At 61.4% G+C, this 25,519-nt stretch carries 19 protein-coding genes; 12 read left to right on the top strand and 7 right to left on the bottom strand.

The window, feature by feature from the left end; genetic code table 11:
- The first annotated feature begins 1 nt into the window (after position 1).
- Together dnaX and R2E40_RS11610 are read left to right on the top strand one after the other, a co-directional pair.
- Positions 2–2,551, top strand: coding sequence for a DNA polymerase III subunit gamma/tau (dnaX, locus tag R2E40_RS11615; protein WP_318163401.1), 2,550 nt, complete (start codon positions 2–4; stop codon positions 2,549–2,551).
- Positions 2,552–2,666: 115 nt separating this feature from the next.
- Complete coding sequence (locus R2E40_RS11610) at positions 2,667–2,996, top strand: YbaB/EbfC family nucleoid-associated protein (protein WP_011706069.1); 330 nt, start codon at positions 2,667–2,669, stop codon at positions 2,994–2,996.
- 301 nt (positions 2,997–3,297) lie between these two features.
- On the opposite strand, the gene R2E40_RS11605 is transcribed toward R2E40_RS11610, so the two are convergent.
- The gene (locus R2E40_RS11605; RefSeq protein ID WP_253627798.1) at positions 3,298–4,620 is read right to left on the bottom strand and encodes a YjiH family protein; all 1,323 of its coding nucleotides are present in this window, start codon (positions 4,618–4,620) and stop codon (positions 3,298–3,300) included.
- A 228-nt stretch (positions 4,621–4,848) separates the two neighbouring features.
- On the opposite strand from R2E40_RS11605, the gene R2E40_RS11600 reads away from it, so the two are divergent.
- From R2E40_RS11600 to R2E40_RS11565, 8 genes are all read left to right on the top strand, one after another.
- On the top strand, positions 4,849–5,064 hold the full coding sequence (locus R2E40_RS11600; protein ID WP_318163400.1) for a hypothetical protein: 216 nt from the start codon (positions 4,849–4,851) through the stop codon (positions 5,062–5,064).
- 166 nt (positions 5,065–5,230) lie between these two features.
- Positions 5,231–6,301 carry a helix-turn-helix transcriptional regulator gene (locus R2E40_RS11595; RefSeq protein ID WP_244089577.1) on the top strand — a complete coding sequence of 357 codons (1,071 nt, stop codon included), beginning with the start codon at positions 5,231–5,233 and terminating at the stop codon, positions 6,299–6,301.
- Between the two features lie 84 nt (positions 6,302–6,385).
- Positions 6,386–6,808: a CBS domain-containing protein gene (locus R2E40_RS11590; protein ID WP_318163399.1), complete on the top strand. Its 423-nt coding sequence runs from the start codon at positions 6,386–6,388 to the stop codon at positions 6,806–6,808.
- 222 nt (positions 6,809–7,030) lie between these two features.
- Complete coding sequence (hrpA, locus tag R2E40_RS11585; RefSeq protein WP_318163398.1) at positions 7,031–10,930, top strand: ATP-dependent RNA helicase HrpA; 3,900 nt, start codon at positions 7,031–7,033, stop codon at positions 10,928–10,930.
- Between the two features lie 66 nt (positions 10,931–10,996).
- Positions 10,997–11,860 carry a hypothetical protein gene (locus R2E40_RS11580; protein WP_318163397.1) on the top strand — a complete coding sequence of 288 codons (864 nt, stop codon included), beginning with the start codon at positions 10,997–10,999 and terminating at the stop codon, positions 11,858–11,860.
- A gap of 106 nt (positions 11,861–11,966) precedes the next feature.
- Positions 11,967–12,254 carry a 50S ribosomal protein L25 gene (rplY, locus tag R2E40_RS11575; RefSeq protein WP_024945378.1) on the top strand — a complete coding sequence of 96 codons (288 nt, stop codon included), beginning with the start codon at positions 11,967–11,969 and terminating at the stop codon, positions 12,252–12,254.
- Positions 12,255–12,459: 205 nt separating this feature from the next.
- Positions 12,460–15,630, top strand: a complete 3,171-nt coding sequence (locus R2E40_RS11570; RefSeq protein ID WP_318163396.1) for a response regulator — start codon at positions 12,460–12,462, stop codon at positions 15,628–15,630.
- Positions 15,627–16,628, top strand: coding sequence for an HD domain-containing phosphohydrolase (locus R2E40_RS11565; RefSeq protein WP_011706078.1), 1,002 nt, complete (start codon positions 15,627–15,629; stop codon positions 16,626–16,628). The genes R2E40_RS11570 and R2E40_RS11565 overlap by 4 nt, the downstream gene beginning before the upstream one ends.
- Here the strand turns inward: R2E40_RS11565 and R2E40_RS11560 are convergent.
- The 4 genes from R2E40_RS11560 to R2E40_RS11545 form a co-directional block, all read right to left on the bottom strand.
- The gene (locus tag R2E40_RS11560) at positions 16,618–17,262 is read right to left on the bottom strand and encodes an MBL fold metallo-hydrolase (protein ID WP_011706079.1); all 645 of its coding nucleotides are present in this window, start codon (positions 17,260–17,262) and stop codon (positions 16,618–16,620) included. The genes R2E40_RS11565 and R2E40_RS11560 overlap by 11 nt on opposite strands.
- A gap of 27 nt (positions 17,263–17,289) precedes the next feature.
- Entirely contained in the window at positions 17,290–18,390 is a 1,101-nt protein-coding gene (mnmH, locus tag R2E40_RS11555) for a tRNA 2-selenouridine(34) synthase MnmH (protein WP_318163395.1), read from the bottom strand.
- Positions 18,387–19,424 (bottom strand): selenide, water dikinase SelD, encoded by a 1,038-nt coding sequence (gene selD / locus R2E40_RS11550; protein ID WP_016350735.1) that lies wholly within the window; start codon positions 19,422–19,424, stop codon positions 18,387–18,389. The genes mnmH and selD overlap by 4 nt, the downstream gene beginning before the upstream one ends.
- A gap of 383 nt (positions 19,425–19,807) precedes the next feature.
- Positions 19,808–20,992 (bottom strand): acyltransferase, encoded by a 1,185-nt coding sequence (locus R2E40_RS11545; RefSeq protein ID WP_318163394.1) that lies wholly within the window; start codon positions 20,990–20,992, stop codon positions 19,808–19,810.
- Positions 20,993–21,252: 260 nt separating this feature from the next.
- Between R2E40_RS11545 and R2E40_RS11540 the strand changes: the two genes are divergently transcribed.
- Positions 21,253–21,897, top strand: a complete 645-nt coding sequence (locus tag R2E40_RS11540) for a glutathione S-transferase family protein (RefSeq protein ID WP_318163393.1) — start codon at positions 21,253–21,255, stop codon at positions 21,895–21,897.
- 485 nt (positions 21,898–22,382) lie between these two features.
- Here the strand turns inward: R2E40_RS11540 and R2E40_RS11535 are convergent, their stop codons facing one another.
- Positions 22,383–23,576 (bottom strand): class I SAM-dependent methyltransferase, encoded by a 1,194-nt coding sequence (locus tag R2E40_RS11535; RefSeq protein ID WP_029300865.1) that lies wholly within the window; start codon positions 23,574–23,576, stop codon positions 22,383–22,385.
- A gap of 105 nt (positions 23,577–23,681) precedes the next feature.
- Positions 23,682–25,112 carry a methyl-accepting chemotaxis protein gene (locus tag R2E40_RS11530; RefSeq protein WP_077097029.1) on the bottom strand — a complete coding sequence of 477 codons (1,431 nt, stop codon included), beginning with the start codon at positions 25,110–25,112 and terminating at the stop codon, positions 23,682–23,684.
- Positions 25,113–25,197: 85 nt separating this feature from the next.
- On the opposite strand from R2E40_RS11530, the gene R2E40_RS11525 reads away from it, so the two are divergent.
- Positions 25,198–25,470, top strand: coding sequence for an acylphosphatase (locus R2E40_RS11525; RefSeq protein ID WP_016350729.1), 273 nt, complete (start codon positions 25,198–25,200; stop codon positions 25,468–25,470).
- Positions 25,471–25,519 lie beyond the last annotated feature (49 nt).

The following is a 25,519-nucleotide window of genomic DNA, read 5'->3' as shown; positions in this document are numbered from 1 at the left end:
TATGAGCTATCAGGTTCTGGCGCGTAAATGGCGCCCCCATACGTTTGAACAAGTGGTAGGCCAGCATCATGTGCTGACCGCCTTGACCAACGCCCTGGATCAGGGACGGCTGCATCACGCCTATCTGCTGAGCGGCACCCGCGGGGTCGGCAAGACCACCATCGCCCGCATCCTGGCCAAGAGCCTCAACTGCGAGCAGGGGATCAGCAGCCACCCGTGCGGGGTGTGCGACACCTGCCGCGAGATCGATCAGGGCAACTTCGTCGACCTGCTGGAGATCGATGCGGCGTCGCGCACCAAGGTGGAAGATACCCGCGAACTGCTCGACAACGTGCAGTACCGGCCGGCCCGTGGCCGCTTCAAGGTCTACCTCATCGATGAAGTGCACATGTTGTCGCGCCACAGCTTCAACGCGCTGCTGAAAACCCTGGAAGAGCCACCCCCCTATGTGAAGTTCCTGCTGGCCACCACGGATCCGCAGAAGCTGCCGATCACCATCCTCTCGCGCTGCCTGCAGTTTCATCTGAAGAGTCTGGATCAGACCCAGATCGCCAAGCAGCTCGAATGGGTGCTGGATCAGGAGGGCCAACCCTTTGAACCGCGCGCCCTGTTGGCACTGGCCAAGGCGGCCGACGGCAGCATGCGCGATGCCCTGAGCCTGACCGATCAGGCGCTGGCTCACGGCAATGGCAGCGTGCGCCTCGACAGCGTGCTGGCCATGCTGGGCACGCTCGATCATCGCCATCTGCACCAGTTGCTGGAGGCCGTGCTGCGCCAGGATGCGCCGGCCACCATGGCCAAGATCACCGAAATCGCCACCCTGGGCCCCGATTTTGATCAGCTGCACGCCGAGCTGGAAGGGCTGCTCCATCGTATCGCCATGGCGCAGCTGCTGCCCGCCACCGTGCAGGAGCAGGGGGCGGACGCCGATGCCCTGCTGCAACTGGCCCAGGCCATGAGCCCGGAAGAGGTGCAGCTCTGCTATCAGATCGTGCTGGGCGGCCGTAAAGACTTGCCCTGGGCTCCCGATGGCCGCACCGCGCTGGAGATGACCTGCCTGCGAATGCTTGCCTTCTCGCCCCGGCGTGAAGTACTGCACCCCGCCAGCCTGACGGCGCTGCCCCCCGCCATGGGAGGATTGACAGAGGCGAGAAGTGGCGCAGCGGCGCCGGGAAAGCCCCAGGGGGCTGAGCCGGCCCCGGCTGCCAGCGCAGCGCCACTGGCTCCGTCAGCGGTTGCAGCCGCCGCGCCTGCAGCGCCCATGGCCCCTGCTGTGATGGCCGAGCCAGCCGCTGTCGAACCAGCTTTGGAGAGACAGGATAACGGCGCCGATCTGGATCCGCTGTTTGCCGAGCAGGATGAGTTGCTGCGCGAGGCCGAGCAGATGGGTTATGAGGCGGCGACGTTGCCGGCCGCGTCCGGCGACCTGCCGGCAGAGCCGTCAGTGGCTCCCCCTTCAGTGCCTGTCATGGCCGAGCCAGAGCCCGAATCAATCCCGCAGGCCGAGGTTGTGGCCGACGCAGAGGCCGTCCCCTCGACGGTCTCCAGCATGCAAAGCCTGCTTGGCAAGCGCAATCTGCTGCGCAGTCGCTTGCGTAGCGAACCGTCGGCGGCGACCAGCGCTGCGCGCACTGCTCCTGCCAAACCGGTGGCTGCCGCCAGACCAGCAACGGTGATGCAACCAGCCGCCGCCACGCCAGCCCCGGCTTTCGAGCCGCAACCGGTGCGGGTTAATGGGCAAGGGCAGGCGTCTGCCCGGCCAGCCCCGCAGACGGGGTATGACGACTTGCCGCCGCTCGATGCTTATGATGAGAGCGGCAGCGACTACGAAGAGTATTTGAGCCAAGGCTTCAGCGATGCGTTCGCCAGCGCCCCTCTGCCGGAGCGGGCTGCCGAGGCTTTGTCGCCGGCGCCTGCCGCCGCGGCCGTTGCACGTCCTCAGTCAGACGATCTACCGCCTTGGGATCTGGACGGTAGTGCGCCTCGGCAGGCTAGCGCTGCGCCTGTTGCGGCTCCCGTGGCGGCCCCTCGCGAGGTCATTGCCTGCGAGCCGGCGCCTGCGGCCTCGGTGATGGAAACCATCGACTGGGACGAGCTGGAGGGTGACAACCAGCCGCAAGCGGGAGAAGTGGCGGCCAGATTGATCCCGTCCTCCCTGCTGAACAGATGTGGCGATCCCTGGGCCGAGCTGATTGCCCGTACCGGTGTCGGTGGCCGGCTGCGTCAGCTGGCCATCAACTCGGTCATGAGCCAGCAGGGGGACAAGGTACTGTTGACCCTCAAACCGGAGCAGCGCCATCTGATCAGCGACAGGGCGCGCGCCGATCTGGCCGAGATCATCAGCCCCGAGCTGGGGCAACCGGTGCTGGTGGAGGTCACGCTGGGCAATGTGCCTGAGCAGGAGACGCCGCTGGAGATAGAACATCGCCTCTATCTCGGGGTGCGTGAGCAGGTTACTCGGGATCTGGAGCAGGATCCCAATGTGCAATTTTTGCAGCAGCGATTTGGCGCCGTGCTTCACCACGACAGCATAGAGCCGCTGAGTCGCTGACAAACACCATGCCGGGCCAGGTGCCCGGTTGAAAAATGGTTTGGCTGTCCCCATTTAGGATGGGTAAACCCACGGCCCGGCGCTGGATGCCGGATTTCAAGACGAGAGACGACATATGTTTGGTAAAGGTGGAATGGGGAACCTGATGAAACAGGCCCAACAGATGCAAGAGCGCATGCAGAAGATGCAAGAGCAGCTTGCCCAGATGGAAGTGGTCGGTGAAGCCGGCGCTGGCATGGTCAAGGTCACCATGGCCGGCAGCCACAGCGTGCGCCGCATCGAGATCGACCCGAGCCTGATGGAAGATGACAAAGAGATGCTGGAAGATCTGGTGGCCGCTGCCGTCAACGATGCCGTGCGTCGCGTGGAAGAGCAGAACAAGAGCAAGATGGGCGAACTGACCGGCGGCATGCAACTGCCCCCCGGCTTCAAGATGCCGTTCTAAGGATGTCAATCCAATGCTTCGACAGGGGCGCGGGCTAAGGACCAGATCGGTCTGATGTTCCCGTGATGTGGCGCAGGGGGGCATATATTACCCATCTGGCATGGCAGGCCCCAATCAAGCATGACCAGAACGCAGTTGATGCAGGCACTCTGTATCAGCTGCGTTTTTTATGCGTGCGTGTCAATCCAGCCCCTGTTGCGGCAGGATCCATGGTTGCTGTGCAAAAAATGAAGGCGCCCGAGGGCGCCTTCCTGGTTTGTGCATGGGCTTGCGCTTCATCACCAGAGTGCTGCCACAGCGCTTAACTCAACCAGCCTGCCGCCATGGCCAGCTTGCCACAGAGTGTTGCCAGCACGATGCCGAGCAGGGTGCGCAGGAACCAGATCACCACCAGCTGGCTCACGCTCACCGGGATACTGGTGGCCAGGATGCAAGGAATGGAGGCGGAGAAGAAGAGGACGGAACTGACCGAGACCACGGCGGTAACATAGCGCACCAGCAGATCCGCATCCTTGAGCAGGATGGCGGGCAGGAACATCTCCGCCAAGCCGGCCGAGAGCGATCTGGCGGTCTCCAGTGGCTCGCCCAGATCAAGCAACCAGGTCAGGGGCCACAGCAGCCAGCCCAGCAGATCGAACAAGGGGGTGTGCTGTGCCAGCAGCAGGCCGAGCAGGCCGACTGACAATATGGTGGGCACCACGGCGGCCGCCATGCTGAGGCCATCTTTGAGGTTGTCTTGCAACTGGCGCAGCACTGGGTCCGCCTGACGGGATTGAGCCAGCCCGGATGCCAGTGCGGCTTGCCAGCGGCGCATGCCGGCTGGCAGTGGCTCATCGGTCTCCCCGTGATGGGCCATGTTGGAGATGGGGGGCACGCGCGCCAGAATGGCGGTGATGACAAAGGTGATCACCAGGGTGGACCAGAAATAGAAGTTCCAGTGTTCCATCAGGTTGAGGGTCTTGGCCACAATGATCATGAAAGCGGCCGACACGGTGGAAAACCCGGTGGCTATGATGACGGCTTCCCGCACCGTGTATTTGCCCGCGAGGAAGACCCGGTTGGTGATGAGCAGACCAACCGAATAGCTGCCGACGAACGAGGCCACCGCATCGATGGCGGAGTGTCCCGGTGTGCGCCATAGTGGGCGCATCACGGGCTGCATCAGTACCCCGATCAGTTCCAACAGGCCGAAGCCGAGCAGGAAGGTGAGGGCCATGGCACCTATGGGGACTATGAGGCCGACCGACATGGCCAGCTTGTCGAACAGAAAGGGCAGGCGATCCGGGGTCGTCAGCCAGGCCGGTCCCAGCTCGGTGACATGCATCACTGCCAGCCCAAGACCGAGCAGCTTGAACAGACTCAGGAGCCGGTCGATGGGGCGCGCGCGCCAGCGGCCATCCAGCAGCGGAGTCACGGCCCCATAAGCGATCAGCAGCAGGATCAATCCCACCGCCAATGGCCGCTGTGCCATCAGCAAGCCAGCCAGATGATCCACCAGTATGGTGCTGCGTCCCGCCAGCTCGAACGGGATGAAAAAGATGGCGATGCCAAGCAGGCTGGTCAGCAACAGCTTGATGCCGGCACCTGATTTTATGGGGGCTATGAGTACATTGTCCTGTTTCATACTGTTATTTCTCCTTGGGGTGTTACTCCTGCCCGACATCTGACTGAGCTAATTGTATATACAATATCGTTTTTGGCTCATAAATTAAACGCAAAATCAACCAATATGAAACATATTCGCCTTGAGTCCGGCGTGAGAAGGCGAGCGGATGGTCACGTCGATGGCGAGCGGAGGTAAAGGGTGGTTCGTGGGATAAGCAGCCTGGCCGGGTAGATGGACCGTAAAGGGATGCGTACTGTCAGTCACGATATGGCGCTGTCGTATGGGCATCGCCAGACCAAGAATAACTTGGTCAGGGGAGCGGGGGGCGAGACCTTTATTGGAACCGGGCCAGCCATCGGGGCCAAAGGGGAAAAAATGGAAGATTTGTCGTGGGATACAGATCTCGCCGTGACGGGAATTCTGATGGTGATAAAAAAACCTATAGCGACAAAAATCATATAAAACATTAACTTGGATTGCAGATTTTCGCTTTCGCTCATCCTTATGTACTTTCATCATTACTATTTATGGATCAGTTATAAAACCTTTGTTCATTTGACTACTTTTCGCGTTTCTCATTGCAGAGTAAGATGCCACTTCAATAAAAATAAGAATTAGGAGTTCGGGTGTGAAGGCATTAGTAAAAGAAAGGGTATCGCCCTATATAAGCCAGTTATATGAGTGCGGTATTAATGATTCTGACATTAAGTTGGTGGTGGATCAGTTCCGCTCCGACGTGTCGGGCAGCTCGTCGCTGTTCCTGTTGCGCGATGATGACAAGAGCGATGGCATCAAGCTCTTCGCGAGCGGCTTGAGCGAGGCCCAGCAGCAGTTTTATGTCCAGCACCATCGCCAGGATGTGTGGTTCAATCACTATCTGGACAAGGGCTGTCAGGGGATCGTCAGTGCCAACACGCTGTCCAACTCGGCGGGTCTGCTGGCCAGCTTCGGCGCCCAGTTTGCTGCCGGTGGTGTCTGCCGGGTGAAGGGGCGGGGACTTAGCAGCCTGTGTACCTACCGGGCGGCCACCCAGGATGATTTCAGCGCCCAGGAAATTTCTTCCCTTGGCGAAGTTTATTCTGGTCTTGCGGCCTGGAGCCAACATTATTGGAACCTGCTGGCCCTGGAAACCCAGAACTATCAGCTGCAACAGCTGGTAAAAAACCACAATAAACCCAGCGCCATCGTGGATGACAAAGGGCATATTCATTATTCCAACGTGGCCTTCAATCGTATTGCCGACGAAAACGTGGAGTTGCGGGCAGGTAATGGTATTTTCTCGCTGCAAAATAAGGAGCAGCAACGCCAGTTCAAAGAGATATTGAATGGCTTTGCCTATCTGCTGCCCGGTGCCAGCGCTTATATGTCCATTCCCCGTCAGCCCAATCTGCGACCGTTGCTGATCCAGTGCACCCTGATGAGTGGTCTCAACCGCTTCGAGCGATATGTGGAAGTGGTGCTGCGGGATCCCGAACACTCCTTCAACCCCGACATCGAGGCGCTGGCCAGCCTCTATCCGCTCACCATCGGCGAGAAAGAGTTGCTGGTGCTGATGAGCAAGGGCTACAGCAGCAACGACATCGCCGAGCTGCGCGGCGTCAAGGTGGAAACCGTGCGCTCGACCCTGAAAGGGGTCTTCAAGAAGACCGACTGCCACAGCCAGAACGAGCTCTTGCTGTTGCTGCAATCCATCTCCTGATCCATGCAAGCTATGCTTGGAGTGAGCCGGACATAGTGCCCGGCTCGCGCCTCCCGGCCGGGAGGCTAGTTGGGGGAATGCACGATGGAATCACTCAAGGCAAAGGATTACATGCAGACTCGGCCCATCACCTTTAGCGCGGAGATGATGGTGCAGGCGGCGGTGGAAAAATTTCTCAACAGCCGTCAGCTTGGCGGCCCCGTGGTGGATGGGCGGGGTCACTTGGTTGGCTGGGTCTCCGAGCAGGACTGCATCGCCGTCATGTTGAAAGAGGCCTATCACTGTGAACAGGTGGCCCAGGTACGAGACGTGATGCGCAAGGAGGTGCTGGCCGTCGGCCCCGATACCAGCATCCTGGAGCTGGCCGAGATGATGATGGGGCAAAAACCCAAGATTTATCCGGTGGTGGAAGAGGGACATCTGCTCGGGGTCATCAGCCGCCACGACGTGATGCAGGCCATCCATACCCAGCTGGGAACCTGCTTCGTCCACAAGGCGCGCGCCTGAGTCAGGTTGGTGGGGCTCTGGTGTTAGCCCAAGAGCAGGCGTCGGCCTGCTCTTTCTTATTGTGATAGTGAACGCCGCCATGAAGGGCTGATGCCCGGATAACGTCTCTTTCATCCCCCTCGACGCCGCTTTAAGGCTTGCACCCTCCGGCCTCGCTCTTTAGGATCGCTCGAAGCTATCGATATGGCCCCTTGTCGGGCACTCTTTTAAGGAATTCGTACCTTGTCTCTCTCTATCGAGGCGCTGCGCCGCCGTCTCCCTGCCTGCATGAATCTCGACGCCCGCCGTCTCTCCAGCCGTCTGCACGGAGCCAAGAAGTTGCCCGAGGGCAAACAGGCTGCCGTACTCGAGACCATCGCCGCCGATCTGGATGCGGCACAGGCGCGCTACCAATCCCGTTTGGCCGAAGTGCCCAAGGTGACCTATCCGGACAACCTGCCGGTCAGCCAGAAGCAGGCGGAGATCGCCAAAGCCATTGAAGAGCACCAAGTGGTGATCATCGCCGGCGAAACCGGCTCGGGCAAAACCACCCAGATCCCCAAGATCTGTCTGGCGCTCGGGCGCGGAGTGAAGGGCTTCATCGGCCACACCCAGCCGCGTCGTCTGGCGGCCCGTACCGTGGCGGCCCGTATTGCCGAAGAGATGGAATCCGAGCTCGGTCACTACGTGGGCTACAAGGTGCGCTTTACCGATCAGGTGAGCGAGCAGACCCACATCAAGCTGATGACCGACGGTATTCTGCTGGCGGAGATCCAGAACGACCGGATGCTCACCCAGTACGACACCATCATCATCGATGAGGCGCACGAGCGCAGCCTCAACATCGACTTCATTCTGGGCTACCTCAAGCAGCTGTTGCCCAAGCGCCCCGATCTCAAGGTGATCATCACCTCGGCCACCATAGACCCGCAGCGCTTCTCCCGCCATTTCAACAAGGCGCCGGTGATCGAGGTATCAGGTCGCACCTACCCGGTAGAGGTGCGCTACCGCCCACTCACCAGTGATAAAAGTGAAGGGCTGGAGGAGCGAGATGAACTGCAGGGGATCTTCGATGCGGTGGAAGAGCTGGCCCGCGAAGGGCTGGGGGACATCCTCATCTTCATGAACGGTGAGCGGGAGATCCGCGATACCGCCGATGCCCTGCGCAAGCTCAACCTGCGCGACACCGAGGTGCTGCCACTCTACGCCCGTCTCTCCAACGCCGAGCAGAACAAGGTGTTCCAGCAACACGCCGGACGGCGCATCGTGCTGGCCACCAACGTGGCGGAGACCTCGCTGACGGTGCCGGGCATTCGCTACGTCATCGATCCGGGTACCGCCCGTATCAGCCGCTACTCCTGGCGCACCAAGGTGCAGCGCCTGCCCATCGAGCCGGTCTCCCAGGCCAGCGCCAACCAGCGTAAAGGTCGTTGCGGCCGGGTGGCGGACGGTATCTGTATCCGTCTCTACTCCGAGGAGGATTTCAACGGTCGCCCGGCCTTCACCGATCCCGAGATCCTGCGCACCAACCTGGCCTCCGTCATCCTGCAGATGCTGGCGCTCGGCCTTGGCAACATGGAGGCGTTCCCCTTCGTCGAGCCGCCTGAGTCGCGCCATATCAAGGATGGCCTGACCCTATTGAAAGAGCTGGAGGCGGTGCGCGAGCTGCCCGCCACCGGCGATCGCGAAGCCAAACTGCAGCTGACCGAGACCGGTCGCCAGCTCTCGCGCATCCCCCTTGATCCGCGTCTGGCGAAGATGGTGATCAGCGCGGCGCAGACCGGCTGCCTGAGCGAGGTGATGGTGGTCACCGCGGCCCTCAGCATTCAGGATCCCCGCGAGCGGCCCATGGAGAAGAAGCAGGCCGCCGACGAGCAGCACAGACGTTTTGAGGACAAGGATTCCGACTTTCTCGCCTTCGTTAACCTCTGGAACTATCTGAAAGAGCAGCAGGATGCCCTTGGCAGCAACCCGTTCCGCCGCATGTGCCAGAAGGAGTTCCTCTCCTACCTGCGGGTGCGCGAGTGGCAGGACATCCATTTCCAGCTGCGCCAGACGGTCAAAGAGCTGGGTTTTAAAGCCAACCATGAACCGGCGGATTTCAAGACGGTGCACTGCGCCCTGCTGACCGGTCTCTTGAGCCATATCGGCAACAAGGATCTGGAAAAGCCCGAATTCCTCGGGGCCCGCAATGGCCGCTTCCACCTCTTCCCGGCCTCGGGTCTGTTCAAGAAGCCGCCCAAGTGGGTGATGGCCGCCGAGCTGGTGGAGACCTCACGCCTCTACGCCCGCATCAACGCCAAGATTGAACCCGAGTGGGTGGAGCCGCTGGCAGGCCACCTCATCAAGCTGCACCACAGCGATCCCCACTGGTCGAAGAAAAACGGCGCCGTGATGGCCAAGGAGAAGGTGACCCTCTATGGCTTGACCCTGGTCAACGAGCGCCTCATCAACTTCAGCCGCATCGATCCGGCGCTGTGCCGTGAGCTGTTTATCCGCCGCGCCCTGGTGGAGGGGGATTTCGAGACTCGCCACCGTTTCTTCAGCGATAACCGCAAGCTGCTGGCCGAGGTGGAGGCGCTGGAGCACAAGTCCCGTCGGCGCGACATCCTGGTGGATGATGAGGACTTGTTCCGCTTCTACGATGCCCGCTTGCCGGAGGAAATTATCTCCGCCCGCCATTTCGACAAGTGGTGGAAAGAGGCGCAAAAGCAGGACGCCGAGCTGCTCAACTTCGAGAAAGAGATGTTGATGAAGGGGGATGCGGCCCACATCAGCGATCTCGACTACCCCAACTTCTGGCAGCAGGGGCGTCTCAAGCTCAAGCTGACCTATCAATTCGAGCCGGGGGAGGCGGCGGATGGCGTGACCCTGCATATTCCGCTGCCGCTGCTGAACCAGGTGGAGGTGAAGGGGTTCGAGTGGCTGATCCCGGGGCTGCGTCATGAGCTGTTGGTGGCCCTCATCAAGTCGATGCCAAAGCCGATGCGCAAGAACTTCGTGCCGGCGCCCAACTATGCCGATGCGCTGCTCGCCAGCATCAACCCCGAGCAGGGGCCGCTGCTGGACGAGATGGAGCGCCAGCTGCGCCGCATGACCGGTGTGACCGTGCCCCGTGAATCCTGGGACTGGGCTGCGGTGCCCGATCACCTGAAACTCACCTTCCGGGTGGTGGACGACAAACACAAGAAGGTAGCGGAAGGCAAAGATCTGGAGGCATTGAAAGAGTCGCTGCGCGGCAAGGTGCAGGAGACCCTGTCGCAGGTGGCGGACGATGATATCGAGCAGTCCGGCCTCACCCTGTGGAGCTTTGGCGAGCTGCCCCAGGAGTACAGTCAGAAGCGGGGCGGGTTTGAGGTGAAGGCCTATCCGGCCCTGGTGGATCAGAAGGACTCGGTCGCCATCCAGCTGGTGGAGAGCCCGGTGGTGCAGCAGCAGCTGATGTGGGCGGGTCAGCGTCGGCTGGTGCTGCTCAACGTACCATCTCCCATCAAGTACCTGCAGGATAAGTTGCCCAACAAGGCCAAGCTGGGGCTCTATTTCAACCCGTTTGGCAAGGTGGCCGAGCTTATCGATGACTGCATCGCCTGCGGCTGTGACAAGCTGATTGAGCAGCACGGCGGCATGGCCTGGGACGAGGCCGGTTTCGAGGCGCTCAAGGAGTATGTCCGCGCCGAGCTCAACGATGCGGTGGTGGAAGTGGCCAAGCAGGTGGAAGCCGTGCTGACGCTGTCCCATGAGATCAAGAAACGGCTCAAGGGCAAGATGCAGCTCGACACCGCCTTTGCCATGTCCGATATCCAGCAGCAGCTCGGCAACCTCATCCACAAGGGCTTTGTCACCGAGACCGGCTGGCAGCGGCTGCCTGACTTGCTGCGCTACCTGCGGGCCATCGAGCGTCGTCTGGAGAAGCTCGCCATCGATCCCAACCGGGATCGGGTTTATATGCTCAAGGTGCACAGCGTGGAGTCTGAGTACAAGGGGCTGCTGGCCAAGATCCCCAAATCCCAGCTTATTCCCACCGAGGTGGCCAATATTCGCTGGATGATCGAGGAGCTGCGGGTATCATTTTTTGCCCAGAATCTGGGGACCCCCTTCCCGGTTTCCGATAAACGGGTGCTGAACGCTATCGCTCAGTGCTAATCTGCTGTAAAGGAGAGGGACCGGTGCCGTATTACCGGCCGGTTGGACGCTGACGGAGGAGCAAGGATGCTTGGAATCTGGTTAGGGATGGCGATGGTCAACATCAGTGGCTATCAACCCATTGCCGAGCAAACCTGGGTGCAACTGAACCCGGAATACTACCCGCTGCAACGCACCCCGCCCGCCATGTTCGTGGCCTGGCGGGGCAATCAATTTCCCACCCTGGAACTCAAGAAGAAGAAGGGGCGCTGGCAGGTGCTGTTTCCGGCCAGGCTGGTGCCACCGTTCGATCTGTTCGAAGGGGAGGCCGAGCTCTCCAAGGCCTATCTGGCCAGATTAAGGCGCATTGACGAGGCGGCCTACGGGCTGGCACCCGTTGCTATCCCCCCTTATCAGCATCATCAGCAGCAAGAGGTGGCCACCCTTGGCGTACCCTTCATGGCCGAGTTTGCCGCGCCGCAACGACAGGGTCAGCCCCGCAATGGCGCAGAGGATACCGATCCCCTGCTGGCCGGTCTCAATCTGCGAACTGCAGACTGGCAAGCGCCTGCGACGCTGCTTGCGCAAGCAGGTGAGGTGCAGGATCCCGCGCTGGTTTCACTGGCGAGCGAGCCGACCGGCAGTACCCTCACGCTGGCGGCGCCAGCGGCGGGCGGCAAACGGGTATGTCATCAGGTCGCAGCGGGGGAGACGCTCTGGCGCATCGCCGCCATGTTGGCCCAGAGCGGTACCGTGACGGGGGCGGCGGGGGATACCTACAGCTATCTGCTGGCCATCGTCGATGACAATCGGGCGCTGATGGGTAACGGCATTCGGGTCAAGGCCGGAGACACCCTGTATTGTCCGGCGCCGCAGACCCTGGCCCGCTTCGATGCCCTGAGCCCGGCCCAGCGGCAGCAGCGCTTTGCCCGGTTGGAGCAGGGGCGTTAAGGTCTCTTGTCACTGTTCGGGGCCCGTGATAGTATGCGCCCTCGTTTTGCGAGGTGCTGACCGGTCGCAGTCAACACCATACATTCATCTATATGAGATAAACATTATGTCTTTCGTATTCCAAGCTGAAGTCCGTTCTGACCTGGGGAAAGGTGCGAGCCGCCGCCTGCGTCATGCTGACCAAGTTCCTGCCATCGTTTACGGTGCAGGCAAAGAAGCCCAGTCCATCACCGTTGACCACAAGAAATTCATCCTGGCCCAAGAAAAGCCGGAATTCTACGAGTCTGTACTGACTCTGGTTATCAACGGCGAAGAAGTTAACGTGAAAGTGAAGGCTATCCAGCGTCACCCGGTACGTTACAAGCTGGTTCACCTGGACTTCGTTCGCGTCTAATCGACAACGAACGTTCCAGTAAAGAGGCCACCCAAACGGGTGGCCTCTTTGTTTTTACAGCATTTTTCCCCGATAAAAATAAAATACTCAAATAGTACTGTTAGTCTTTACTTGTAGGCATGATTGACAGCAACACACCAACTGTGATGCTCTGGCATCTACAAAGTATTCGAACAAGTCCAAATACGGGGTAATGTTGACCGTGATGAAGGGAATCATACGGGGATATTTCCTGCTGTTCACACCCATTCTGGTACTGGTTTTGGTGGGTGGGTATCTGCTGGGTGACGCACTGATCGAGCGCGAGCTCTACCGTGTACGTAGCGATGAGAGCACCTTCCTGTCGCTCGCCAGCGGTCGTCTCGACGACGAACTGGCGGTGCCGTTGCGCCATGTGCGCAGCATGTCTGAAGAACCCATCCTGCTGGAGGCGGCGGGTCGCAACGAACGTGACAACATTGCCGCCCAGTTTACCGTGCTGATGAACCGCAATCCTGACTATGCCCAGGTACGCTGGCTGGCGCCCGATGGCATGGAGTTGGTGCGCTTCAATCGTCAGGGTCAGCATCTGCAGCGTGTGCCCGATGACCAGCTGCAAAACAAAAAGGATCGTTACTATTTCCGCGATGCCATGGCGCTGCCCTGGGAGCGGATCTACGTCTCGCCGCTCGATCTCAACGTCGAGCAGGGGGTGATCGATCGCCCCTTCAATCCCATGATCCGTATTGCCAAGCGCCTGCGCCTGGGGGATCGCGATCTGGGCTTGCTGCTCATCAACGTGCAGGCCGGCCGTATGCTCAAGGTATTCGCCAACAGCAGTGGCAAGGCCGCCGATCACACCATGCTGCTCAATCAGGATGGCTATTGGCTGCGCAGCCCGGATCCGGCGCAAGAGTGGGGCTTCATGCTCGAGCGTCCGGACCTTACCTTGAAGCAGTATTCTCCCCAGGCCTGGCAGGCATTCTTGGGGGCTTCGAGCGGCCAGGTTGAACTCGCCGACGGTCTGTGGAGCTGGACCACGCTGTACCCGGCACTGAATCACGATCAGCTGGCCTGGAAGGCGGCCTCCATGGTGCCACGCAGCGAGCTGCTGGCCATTCGCACTCATATCTGGGGGATCATCTCGGCCACTTGCGCCATCTTGCTGTTACTGTTCGGCGCCGCAGTGGCCTCGCTGGTGCTCAGCCGGCATCGGGAACAGCTGGCGCAGCAGGAGGCGGACAGACTCGCCCGGGTCAAAGGGGACTTCATCGCCAACATGAGCCACGAGATCCGCACCCCCATGAACGCCATCATGGGGTTGGCCTACCTACTTGAACAGGGGGGGCTCGACGATGGCCAGCGTGCCTTGGTGCGCAAGATCCATCAGGCCGGGCAGGCTCTGCTCGGGATTATCAACGATATCCTCGATTTCTCCAAGATTGAATCGGGTCGGCTCGAGCTCGAGCAGGTGCCATTCAGCCTGGAAGAGGTGCTCGATCATGTGGCGGCCATCATGTCCACCTGCGTTGGCAACAAGCACCTCGAGCTGGTGGTGAGCAGCGCCCCCGAGCAGGCTGCCCACCTGGTGGGGGACGCCCTGCGCCTCGAGCAGGTATTGCTCAACTTGACCGGCAACGCCATCAAGTTCACCGAGCGCGGGGAGGTGGAAGTCAAGGTCGAGCTGGAAGCGGAGCAAGACGGCATGGCCACCTTGCTGTTTCGGGTGCGTGACACCGGGATCGGCATTCCGCCCGAGCAGCAAGCCAACATCTTCAATGCCTTCTCCCAGGCCGACTCCTCCACCAGCCGCCGTTTTGGGGGAACCGGGCTCGGCCTGACCATCAGTCGCCGTCTGGTGAACCTGATGGGGGGCGACATCGGTGTCACCAGCGAACTGGGCAAGGGGAGCGAGTTCTGGTTCCGCGTCCGGCTGGAGCAGGTAGAGCGGCCCGAGGCCTTCCACGAGCGGTTGCAGCACGTCTCGCTGCTTATCGCCGACGACAATCAGGTGACCCGCGACACCCTGTCGATGACGGTGGGCTCCCTCGGCTGGCAGTCACGGGTGGTAGAGTCGGGCGAGCAGGCCTTGCACCATCTGCTGCGGCAGGGAGAGCGTTTCGATGTGATCCTGCTCGACTGGATCATGCCGGGCATGGACGGTCTCGAGACCTGCGTGGCCATTCGCCAAGCCTTCGAGCAGCAGGATCGCTCACCCATCATCATCATGGCAACAGCCTATTCCCAGGAAGAGTTGATGCGTCGCCCCGGCTCGGAGCAGGTGGATCTGGTGCTGCACAAGCCGGTCACCGGCTCCAGCCTCTACAACGCGGTGGCACGCCTCATCCATGAGAAACGCGAGCATGTGGATCTGCTGGAGAGCGGCCAGCGTCGTCTGCGCCTGCCTGATGTTCACATACTGCTGGTCGATGACAGCGACATCAACCTGGAGGTGGCAACCCGCCTGCTGCAGCGGGAGGGGGCCGAGGTGATCACCGCCATCGACGGAGAGCGGGCCTTGGCCTGTCTTGCCGACCCGGCGCAGCGTATCGATTTGGTGCTCATGGACGTGCAGATGCCGGTGATGGATGGCTACGAGGCGACCCGTCGCCTGCGCCAGTTGCCAGGACACAAGGAGACGCCCGTGCTGGCACTCACCGCCGGGGTGTTCAAGGATCAACGCGAGGCGGCACTGGCCTGCGGCATGAACGATTTCATCGCCAAGCCGCTCGACGTGGAGCAGCTCATCGTGACCCTGCTGCGTTACCTGCCCGACAGTGTGGTGCCGCTCACGATCAACGACGCGCCACCTGCTGTGGAGCCGGTGGCCGGTATTGACATCGATACCGGGCTTCGCAACTGGGGTGAAGCCTCCGTCTATCTCAAATACCTGCGCCGATTCCGCGATGACTACATGACGGTCGGCACCGTGCTGCCGGACTATATCGCCCAGCACGAGACTGATGCGGCCGCGAGCCTGACCCACAAGCTCAAGGGAGTGGCGGGCAGCCTGTCGCTCACCGATGTGGCGCGCATCAGTGCAGAATTGAACGAGGCTATCGAACAGGGGGGCGACACCAGTCAGCTGATGGCCCCCTTCCTGGAGGCGCTGGAACGGGCGCAGCAGGCCATCGACCTCTATGCCGGGCGCGAGCCGGGGGCTGTCAGCTCCCCGCTGGCGCAGGGTGAGGCGCAGGAGGTGTGCCTGCACGCCCTGCGTGAGGCCCTGATGAGCGAGGATCTGGAACTGATTGAACCGGCGCTGGGCCAGGCCAAGAGTTACTTGCCTGCTGAGCTGGTGAGCGAGATCAGTGCGGCCCTGGAGCTGTTCGATATCCAGCTCGCGACCTGCAAGCTGGAGGGGTATCTGGAAGAGCGGGAGGCACCTGGATCATGAATCGACCGCGCGTGTTGATCATCGACGACGAGCCGAGCAACCTCGGGCTGTTGCGACAAATCCTCAAGGAGGAGTACAGCCTGTTTTTCGCCAAAGGCGGCGAGGAGGGGCTGGCCGCCGTGGCGCGCCACGAACCGGCCCTGATCCTGCTTGACGTGCGCATGCCTGACATGGACGGCTACGAGGTGTGCCGCCGGCTCAAGGCCGATCCGGCCCACGCCGGGATCCCGGTGCTGTTCATCACGGCGAGCGACAACCCGGACAGCGAGAGCCAGGGGTTCGAAGCGGGTGGGGTGGATTACATTTACAAGCCGGTCTGCCCAAGCACGGTGCGCGCCAGGGTGCGTACTCACCTCTCGCTGGTGCGCCTCGATCAGCTCGAGCGCAGCTACCGCACCGCCATCGTGATGTTGAGCGAGGCGGGTCACTACAACGACACCGACACCGGGGTACATATCTGGCGCATGGCCGCCTATGCCCGAGCCCTGGCCGACGCGGCAGGCTGGAGTGCGGATCAGTCCGAGTTGCTGGAGCTGGCGGCCCCCATGCACGACATGGGCAAGATTGGGATCCCCGATCATATCCTCAAGAAGCCTGGCCCCCTTACCGAAGAGGAGTGGGCCATCATGCGTACCCACCCGCGTATCGGTTACGAAATCTTGAAGCGCTCAGACGGGCTCATCTTCCGCATGGCGGCGGAGATTGCCCTGCATCACCACGAAAAGTGGGACGGCTCGGGTTATCCTGCAGGAGAAACCGGCGAAGGGATCCCCGAAGCGTCGCGGATCGTGGCCATCGCCGATGTGTTTGACGCCTTGAGCGTGCGTCGCCCTTACAAGGAGCCTTGGCCGTTGGAGCAGGTGCTGGCGACGATGCGTGACGGTGCCGGCCAGCACTTTGATCCCCGGCTGCTCGCCTGTTTTCTCGAGATCATGCCGGAGATCTTGCGCCTCAAGGCCCAGTGGGACACCCGCGAGGAGCGGGGGATCACCAGATAGGTTGTGTCAGGTAGGGATTGCTTGCCTGCTCGCGGCCGAACGTCGAGCTGGGACCGTGGCCGGGGATGAAGACGATGTCATCGCCAAGGGGCAGCAGGGTCTCGGTGATCGACTTGATGAGCGTCCCGTGATCGCCACGGGGGAAGTCGGTCCGACCTATGCTGCCGGCAAACAGTACGTCGCCCACCCAGGCAAGCCGCTCGGTTTGAGAGAGCAGCACCACATGACCCGGGGTGTGGCCAGGGCAGAAGTACACCTCCAGCTCGCATTGACCCACCTTTACCTTGTCACCTTGCTCAAGCCAGTGATCCGGCGTGAACGCGGGGGTATGAGCGAAGCCAAACATCTGGCTCTGCTGGGGCAGCATGTCGAGCCAGAACGCATCCTCTTTGTGGGGACCGGTGATGGCCACCCCGGTTTTCTCCCGCAGCTCGGCAGCGGCTCCCACGTGGTCCAGATGACCGTGAGTCAGCAGGATATGGGTCAGGGTCAGCCCGCGTTTGGCGATGGCGGCCAGCAGCTTGTCCGCTTCGCCGCCCGGATCGATGAGGGCGGCCTGATGGGTCTCGTCACACCAGATGAGGGAGCAGTTCTGGGCAAACTGGGTGACCGGGATCACCTCGAATTTCAACATATGGGGTCCTCTTGATGGGCCGCTAATTCAGGCGCGCTGCTTGGCAAAGAAGTCGAGGCAAGCCTGCTTGTCACCCTGGAAGATGATGCGCTCGCGCTTGTTGCCAAGCTGGTAAAGATACATGGGATCGTAATAGCGGGTCAGCAACAGGGTGATCCAGGCCAGGTGCAGCGAGGTATCACCGCTGCTGGCTTGCTCGGCGAGCGCGCTCTGCATCAGAGCGTCCAGCTCGCGATGGGCCTGATCGCCAAGCCGGCGCTTGAGTCTGGCCAGTGCATCGGTCAGGTAGGCGGCAAACAGCGGCCAGCCTGTTTCGGCGCCAAACATCGCCTGATAGCGCAGCCAGAGATCGTGCACATAGTCCTGGCGGATCTGTTCGGCGCGCTCTTCTTGCGGCACCTCGACCACCACCAGCGGCGCCTGGCTCATGGCATCGAACAGTGGATTGGGCAGGCAGCAGCGGCCGATGAGACGGCTCTCGTCTTCCACCACGAACGCCTGCTCACCCTGCTGGCGGCGCTTGAGCAGCTCGATGGCCAGGTTGTTTTCAAAGTTGATGTTGCTGGGCTGGCCGCCGGGCAGCTGGCCAAACGACGACCCCCTGTGATGGGCATGGCCCTCCAGATCCAGCGCCTGGGCCACCTCGGCCAGCATGTGGGTCTTGCCGGAGCCGGTCATGCCGGTCAGCACGGTCCACTGGCACTCTGCCGCCGCCCCATCGAGCGTGTCGATGAGGAAGCGGCGCAGATCCTTGTAACCACCGGCCACCCGTGGACGAGTGACTCCCACCTCATGCAGCCACTGCTGCACCGTTTGCGAGCGCAGGCCGCCGCGAAAACAGTAGAGTACGGCATCCGGCTGCCGGCGCAGCTGGGCCAGCCAGCCCTCGAGGCGTTCGGCCCGCACCGTGCCACCGACCAATTGATGGCCCAGTGCGATGGCGGCCGCCTGCCCCTGCTGCTTGAAGCAGGTACCGACCTGGGCCCGCTCATCATCCGTCATCAATGGCAGATTGGTCGAGCAGGGGAAGGCCCCCTCCTTGAACTCGATGGGGGCGCGCAGGTCGATGAGCGGAACGTCATCCAGAAAAATCCGGGCGTAATCCGTGGCCAGTGGCAGTGCACTCATTGGACAACCTCGATGAACTGGTTACCGGTGCGGGCCTGCAGCTGGCCGATGGGGGAGAGGGTCAGCCCTGCCTGTGCGGCAATGGCAAGGAGCTCGGCTTCACTTTCTTTACCGACGGCTACCAGCAGGCCGCCGCTGGTCTGCGGGTCGCACAGGATGTTGCGGGTGCGATCATCCATGGCGTCCAGCTTGTCACCATAGGAGTCGAAGTTGCGCAGGGTACCGCCCGGTACGCAGCCCTCACTCAGGTAGTAATCCACCTCGTCCAGCAGCGGCAGCGCCTTGAAATCCAGACGGGCACTGACGCCGGACCCTTCGCACATCTCCAGCAGATGACCCGCCAGACCAAAGCCGGTCACGTCGGTCATGGCATGCACACCGGGTAGCTCGGCAAAGCGCTGGCCAATCTTGTTGAGGGTGCACATGGCGTTGGGGGCCAGTTGCTCGTGCTCGGGTTTGAGCTTGCCCTTCTTCTGGGCGGTGGTGAGGATGCCGATGCCGAGGGGTTTGGTCAGATAGAGGGTATCACCCACCTTGGCGGTGTCGTTCTGCTTGATGGCGTTGAGCGGCACGATACCGGTCACCGCGAGGCCGAAGATAGGCTCGGGGGCATCGATGCTGTGGCCGCCGGCCAGAGAAATACCTGCTTCGTGGCACACCTGACGGCCGCCGTCGATCACCTGCTGGGCCACTTCCGGCGCCAGGGTGTTGATGGGCCAGCCGAGGATGGCGATGGCGACGATGGGTTTGCCGCCCATGGCGTAGATGTCGCTGATGGCGTTGGTGGCGGCGATGCGGCCGAAGGTGAAGGGATCATCGACGATGGGCATGAAGAAGTCGGTGGTGGAGACGATACCCTGACCGTTGCCGATATCGACCACGGCCGCGTCATCCTTGCTGCTGTTGCCGACCACCAGCGTCGGGTCGTCAAAGCCCGGGATCTGGCTCTTGAGAATGGTGTCGAGCACCTTGGGAGAGATTTTGCAGCCGCAGCCAGCGCCGTGGCTGTATTGGGTCAGACGAATGGAAGACATACTTTCCCCTTGTGTGTGCAAACTTGCGTGTACAAATAAGTGCAGCGGCTCTGTGGAGCCGTCAAATGTGCGCGTATGCGCGCGAAATTCGGGTGGCCTTGGCTGGCTTTGAGCGCAGCGATGTCAGGCAGCCGTGCAAGGCAGTCTGGCAGGACGGGGGAGGAGAGGCGACAGATGCGCCGGCGCAGCCCCGCCAAGGGCCACAGGACGGGCCATTATGCCACAAATGGCCGCTCTGGTTCGAACTGGAATTCACACAAAGCGCAGGGAATTGGCGGGTTTAGAGGAAAGGGGCCGCCCTCGGCATGACGCTGACAAGGTTCTCCCCAATCTAACCCCGAAGGCAAGCCATGCTGCCATCGGGGCCATCTTTGGTGGGGAACTTAGCCGGCTTGCTCCATCACCGGCTGGCGAGCCTTGCCGAGCCGGCGCAGGCGCCGTTGCAGCGGCCGCTCCAGCAGGGTGTAGCTCAGCGCCGAGAGTCCGATCAGCACCGCCAGCATCAACAAGGTGGCCAACACACCCAGCAGCGGGTTGGTCTGGGCATACCACCATTCGGTGAGCCCTGGCGCCAGATAGTGGACAAGCTCGCAGCCGGTGAGCAGCACCAGCGCGTGCAGCAGGTAGATGGAGTAGGAGAGATCCCCCAGCCAGTTGGTGAAGCGGTTATCCAGGAGGCGCAGCAGCGGGCTCTGGCGATCGCCCTGGCAGGTGGCAATCCAGATCAGCAGCACGTAGGCACTGATCAGCAGCAGGGTCAGCTGCGGCGTCATGGTGAACTGCATCAGCGCGAAGGGGAGCAAAAAGGCGAGCAGCAGCGGCAGATCTTGCTGCATCATGGGCCACTGGCGGGCAGCCTTGACCTTCGGCAGCAGCCAGAGGCCGAGCACGAATTCACTCACCCCGCGCCCGATGGCCAGTGCCCCGCTGGTGACATCCAGGGTACCCCGGCTGTGCACGATAAAGGCCAGCACCGTCAGGGCCAGCAAGGGGGCGAGGTTGCTCCAGCGGCTGCGGGTGACGGCGAGGGGAATGAGCAGCGGAAACAGCAGATAGCTGATCCACTCCACGCTCAGCGACCAGGCGGCGAAGTTCCAGGTCAATCCGTGATCGGTCACCACCTGCAGCAGCAACAGGCTGCTTGGCAACGCCTCGGCCGGGGTAAAGGGCGAGCCAAAAGGAGGCATTCCTTCCCACTCCCACATCTTGAACAGGGGGCCGGCGTAGAAGCCAATCCCATGATGGGCCTTGTAGAGCTCCCAGCCCACCAGCAGCAGCAGAGTCACCAGGTAGAGGGGATAAACCCGGGTCAGCCGCAGCCAGAGGAAGCGGCCATAACTTATGGTGCGGGGCGTGCGAGCGAAGGCCTCCCCGTAGACGTGGGCCAGCACCAGCCCACTCAAAATAAAGAACAGATCGACCCAGAGGTAGCCGTTCTCGATGAGTTGGGTGTGGCCGGCGATCGACTCCATCCACTGGGGAAAGAGCAGCAAGCGGGCGTGGAACAGCACCACCATCAGGGCAGCGATGCCCCGCAGCGGCGTCAACAGCGGCAATGATTGATTCATGACGGGATCCTTGATGATGTTCAGCTTGGCCTGACATCGATTTTTGTTGTGATGCCGCTCATCAACCCTGATGAGTCGGCTGCCCAGGCTTGGCGGCCACAGGCGGGATCACCCTACCTAAAAGAGAGCCATACGGGTGTGATTTTCGTCATGGATGCGCATTTATCATCCAAAAATCAGCAAGGAATAAGCGCTGCAGCGAAGGTGAAGAGGGGATCTAGACTAGGGAAGTCATCCATCAGAGAACAAGGCGCGTCCCGATGAAACTCTATGCCCATCCTTTCTCATCCTACAGCCAGAAGGTGCTGATCGCCCTCTACGAAAATGCCACCCCGTTCGAGTACCGGAATCTCGAAGAGCCGGCGGCCAACGCCGAACTTGCCGCCCTCTGGCCACTCAAGCGCTTTCCCGTGCTGCTGGATGACGGTCGCTGCATCCTCGAGAGTAGTACCATCGTCGCCCATCTGCAGGCGCACCACCCGGGCCCCGTCAGCCTGATCCCGCCTGGCGATGCGGGTCTGGAGGTGCATATGCTGGATCGCGTCTTCGATAACTATGTGATGACGCCGATGCAAAAAGTGGTGCTGGATGCGCTGCGCCCGGTCGCGGATCGCGACCGTTATGGCGTAGCGGAGGCCCGCGAGCTGCTCGATCAGATCTACCCCTGGCTCGATCAGCGGCTGGAAGGGCGCCACTGGATTGCCGGCGCTGGCTTCACGCTGGCCGATTGCGCCGCCGCCCCCTCGCTCTTCTACGCCGACTGGGCTCATGAGATCCCGGCTGGTTATGGCCGCCTGCGTGCCTATCGCGCCCGGCTGCTTATCCATCCCTCCATCGTGCGGGTAGTGGAGGAGGCCAGGCCATTTCGACATTACTTCCCGCTGGGCGCGCCGGCGTGTGATTGAGCGGGATGATTTGTGCCGGGCGGGGCATTGCCGCCCCGGGCAATGTGCGAGGCAGACAGGGGCATGGCGGGATCAACCACAGGGAAAAGACAGCATTATGCACTCAGGTGAGTGAGTATGCGTTTATGGTCGATATTTTTCCGAGGGATTTTTAATGCTTATGCATAATATTTCATGTTCTTGCATAAAAAATGACGGGAATGTCCCTGCTGGTGGGCTGTGTATGCCATGCCAGGGGTGAAAGAGAGATGAGAAGCGGGCTAACGATGAGGCAATTCCAGATTGAGGATGGCTGCAGTCAGTTGAAGAGGAGAGACAGGAGCACCCATCGCTGCTGGTGGCAAAGTCGGGGGGCGGTTATCTCTTTGGCGGCTGCATAAAAAAAAAAGCCCGCTTTGATCGCGGGCTTTTTGATGGCTTGCCGGACCCAATCCTCGCCCGGATCTGGAACCGGGGACAAGGGGGGCAGCGCTGGTCTGCTCGGCTTAGCGGGCGCGCACCACCAGCCCCTTGAGGTAGAAGCCTTCCGGATAGGCGGTGCCAATGGGGTGATCGGACGCCTGGGACAGGAGCTCCAGGATCTGGGCGTCGCGACCGGCATCGAGCGCCGCATCGGCGACGATCTTCTGGAACAGGCTCTGCTCCATCAGGCCGGAGCAGGAGTAGGTCAAGAGCACGCCACCCGGCGCCAGCAGCTGGAATGCCAGCATGTTGATGTCCTTGTAGCCGCGGCAGGCACCCAGCAGCTGGGCCTTGCTCTCGGCAAACTTGGGCGGATCCAGCACGATGACATCGAACTTCTCGCCCTTCTCGCGGTATTCACGCAGCAGCTTGAACACGTCGTGACGGACGAACTGGGTGTTGCTGGTATCCAGCCCGTTCAGTTCGGCGTTCTGGCGGGCGATGTCCAGCGCATTTTGGGAGAGATCGACGTTGACCACTTCCTTGGCGCCGCCCTTGAGGGCGTAGACGCCAAAACCACCGGTGTAGCAGAAGCAGTTGAGCACCCGCTTGCCTTCGGTGTACTTGGCGGCAGCCTGGCGGTTGTCCCGCTGATCCAGATAGAAACCGGTCTTGTGGCCGTTGCGGATGTCCACCAGGATTTTGACGCCGCCGTTCTCCTCGATCACCACCGGCTCGGTCGGGGTTTCGCCATAGATGACGCCGGTACGCTCTTTCAGCCCTTCCTTCTTGCGTACCGCCACGTCGGAGCGCTCATAGATGCTGCACTCGGGGTAGAGGGTACGCAGTGCTTGGGTGATCAGCTCGCGCTGGAACTCTGCACCGGCAGAGAGAATTTGGCACACCAGAAAATCGGCGTAGCGGTCGATGGTCAGACCCGGCAGGCCGTCGGATTCGGCGGCGCAGAGGCGATAGCCGGTGAGGCCCTGACGCTTGATGAGCCCGTCGCGGGACTCCTGGGCATATTTGAGGCGACGGATGAAGAAGTCGAGATCGACGGTTTCATCTTTGTCGAAGGTCCAGACCCTGGCGCGGATCTGGGAGCTGCCGGACCAGGCACCGCGGGCGAGCCACTTGCCATCCTGGGTGTAGATCTCGACGGTATCGCCATCGATGGGGTTGCCCTGTACCCGCTCGATCCCCTTGGAGAAGATCCAGGGATGGCGACGCAGCAGGGATTTTTCGCGGCCTTTGACGAGATAGATGGAAGCGCTCATGGGGGTTGCCAGATGGTCAAAAGAAAAGGGGCCACATTCTATGTGGCCCGCTGGCAAAACTCAAACAACCTTGGCAGATAGCGTCAGGCTCTGGGAGCTTGCTAATCAGATTTTTAGCCCCTTCAGTGCCTGTGCAAGCTCGGTGGCGGTGGCCTTGAGGCCGGCGGTGCCGGCCACCGAGGCGCTGGCGGACTCTTCCACCTGGCCCGCTTCGTGGCGCACCTGATCCAGATTGCGGGTGATCTCCTCGGCCACCGAACTCTGCTGTTCGCTGGAGGTGGCGATCTGGGTGCTCATCTCCAGCACCGCATCGCTGTGGTTGCTGAGTTTGTCGATGTCGAGCCCCACTTCGCTGATCAAGGCCTGGCTGCTGGCGGCGCGACCTACGGTTTTCTCCATGATGTCGTTCAGGGCGCCGGTGCCGGCCTGCAGCTCTTCGATCATCTGCTGGATCTCCACCGTGGCCTGCTGGGTGCGGCTGGCGAGGGTGCGTACCTCGTCGGCCACCACCGCGAAGCCGCGGCCCTGCTCGCCGGCGCGGGCCGCCTCGATGGCGGCATTGAGGGCCAGCAGGTTGGTCTGCTGGGAGATGGCATTGATGACGTTGACCACTTCGTTGATGCGATTGGCATTGTGGGTCAGCCGTTCCACCGCGCCGGAGGCGTTGCCGATCTCGTCGGCCAGGGTGCGGATGGCGGCGATGGTGCGCGATACCCGGGCGGCGCCGTTGGCCGCCTCTTCGCTCGACTGGCGGGTCTGCTGCAGGGTGTCGTTGGCGTTGCGGGCCACTTCGCGGATAGCGGCGGACATCTGCTCCATGGCGGCGGCCAGGGAATCCATGTGCTGGCGCTGGGAGCGGGCCATGCTCTCGCCCTCGCTGGCGTGATCGCGAAACTCGTCGGCGGCCAGGGTGAGCGCCTCGGCGGACTCTTCCACCAGCTGCACTATCTTGTGCTGGCGGTCGGTAAACCTGTCGATGCTGCCCGCCAGAATGGAGAACTCGTCGCGAACCGGGAAGAAGTTGAGGCGGAAGGTGAGATCGCCATCCGCCACGGTCTGCAATGCCTTGTTGGTGGAGTAGAGCGCACCGGAAACAAAGGTCATCAGGTAGTGGGTGACCAGCGCCAGCAGGGCAGCCAGCACGGCGATGATGGTGAGCGTGGTGCCTTGACCATCCCACATGGAGTAGCGGGAGGCATCCAGGGTGCCGGTGACGATCCCGGCCTGACCGGCGCTGGCACCGTATCGATAGATGTCGCCCTGCCGGGTTAACCCTGTGCTGCCGGTCGGGCTCAGGGTGAGCTCGGCCGGCAGGGTGAGACCGGCGTGCTGGCTTGAGAGCTGAGCGCTCAGTTCGACCCGCTGCTTGAGCTGATCCAGGCGCAGCTGCATCTGTTGCTGGTGACCGTCGGCCAGCAGATACCAGCTGAGAAAGGCGATGAACAGCAGCGGGCACCAGAAGGTGATGAGAAATTTTTCGCTGATCGTGAGGTGAATGAGATAACGGTCAACCCACCGAAACTTTACTTCTTTCATAATGGTATTGCGTCCTGCAAGGGGATGAGAGTGTCGCGCTCATTATCGCCTTGGGGGGAAATTTCTTAAGGGGAAGGTGTGAGAAATGGGAGAGCAATCGTTTGTCGTGCGAGTGTGGGGCCTGGTTCAGGGGGTGGGATTTCGTTACTTCACCCGGGAGCGGGCGCTGCAACTGGGGCTGCGGGGCCACGCCTACAACCTGGAAGATGGCTCGGTGGAGATCCTCATCTGCGGGCCGGAGCAGAGCGTGCAAATGATGCTGGGCTGGCTGGAGCGCGGGCCGCGCACCGCCGAGGTGACCCGGATGGAGTATGAAGCGGCGCCACCGCCCAAGGGGAGCGGCTTTCATACCAATTGAGCGCCTTGCCATGCCAATGACGCCGAACAGCCATGAAAAACGGGAGCCA

The organism is Aeromonas sp. CD (assembly GCF_033349375.1).
GTDB lineage: Bacteria > Pseudomonadota > Gammaproteobacteria > Enterobacterales > Aeromonadaceae > Aeromonas > Aeromonas hydrophila.
The sequence above is the reverse complement of the archived record's forward strand: the minus strand, read 5'-3'. Positions and strand labels throughout refer to the sequence as shown.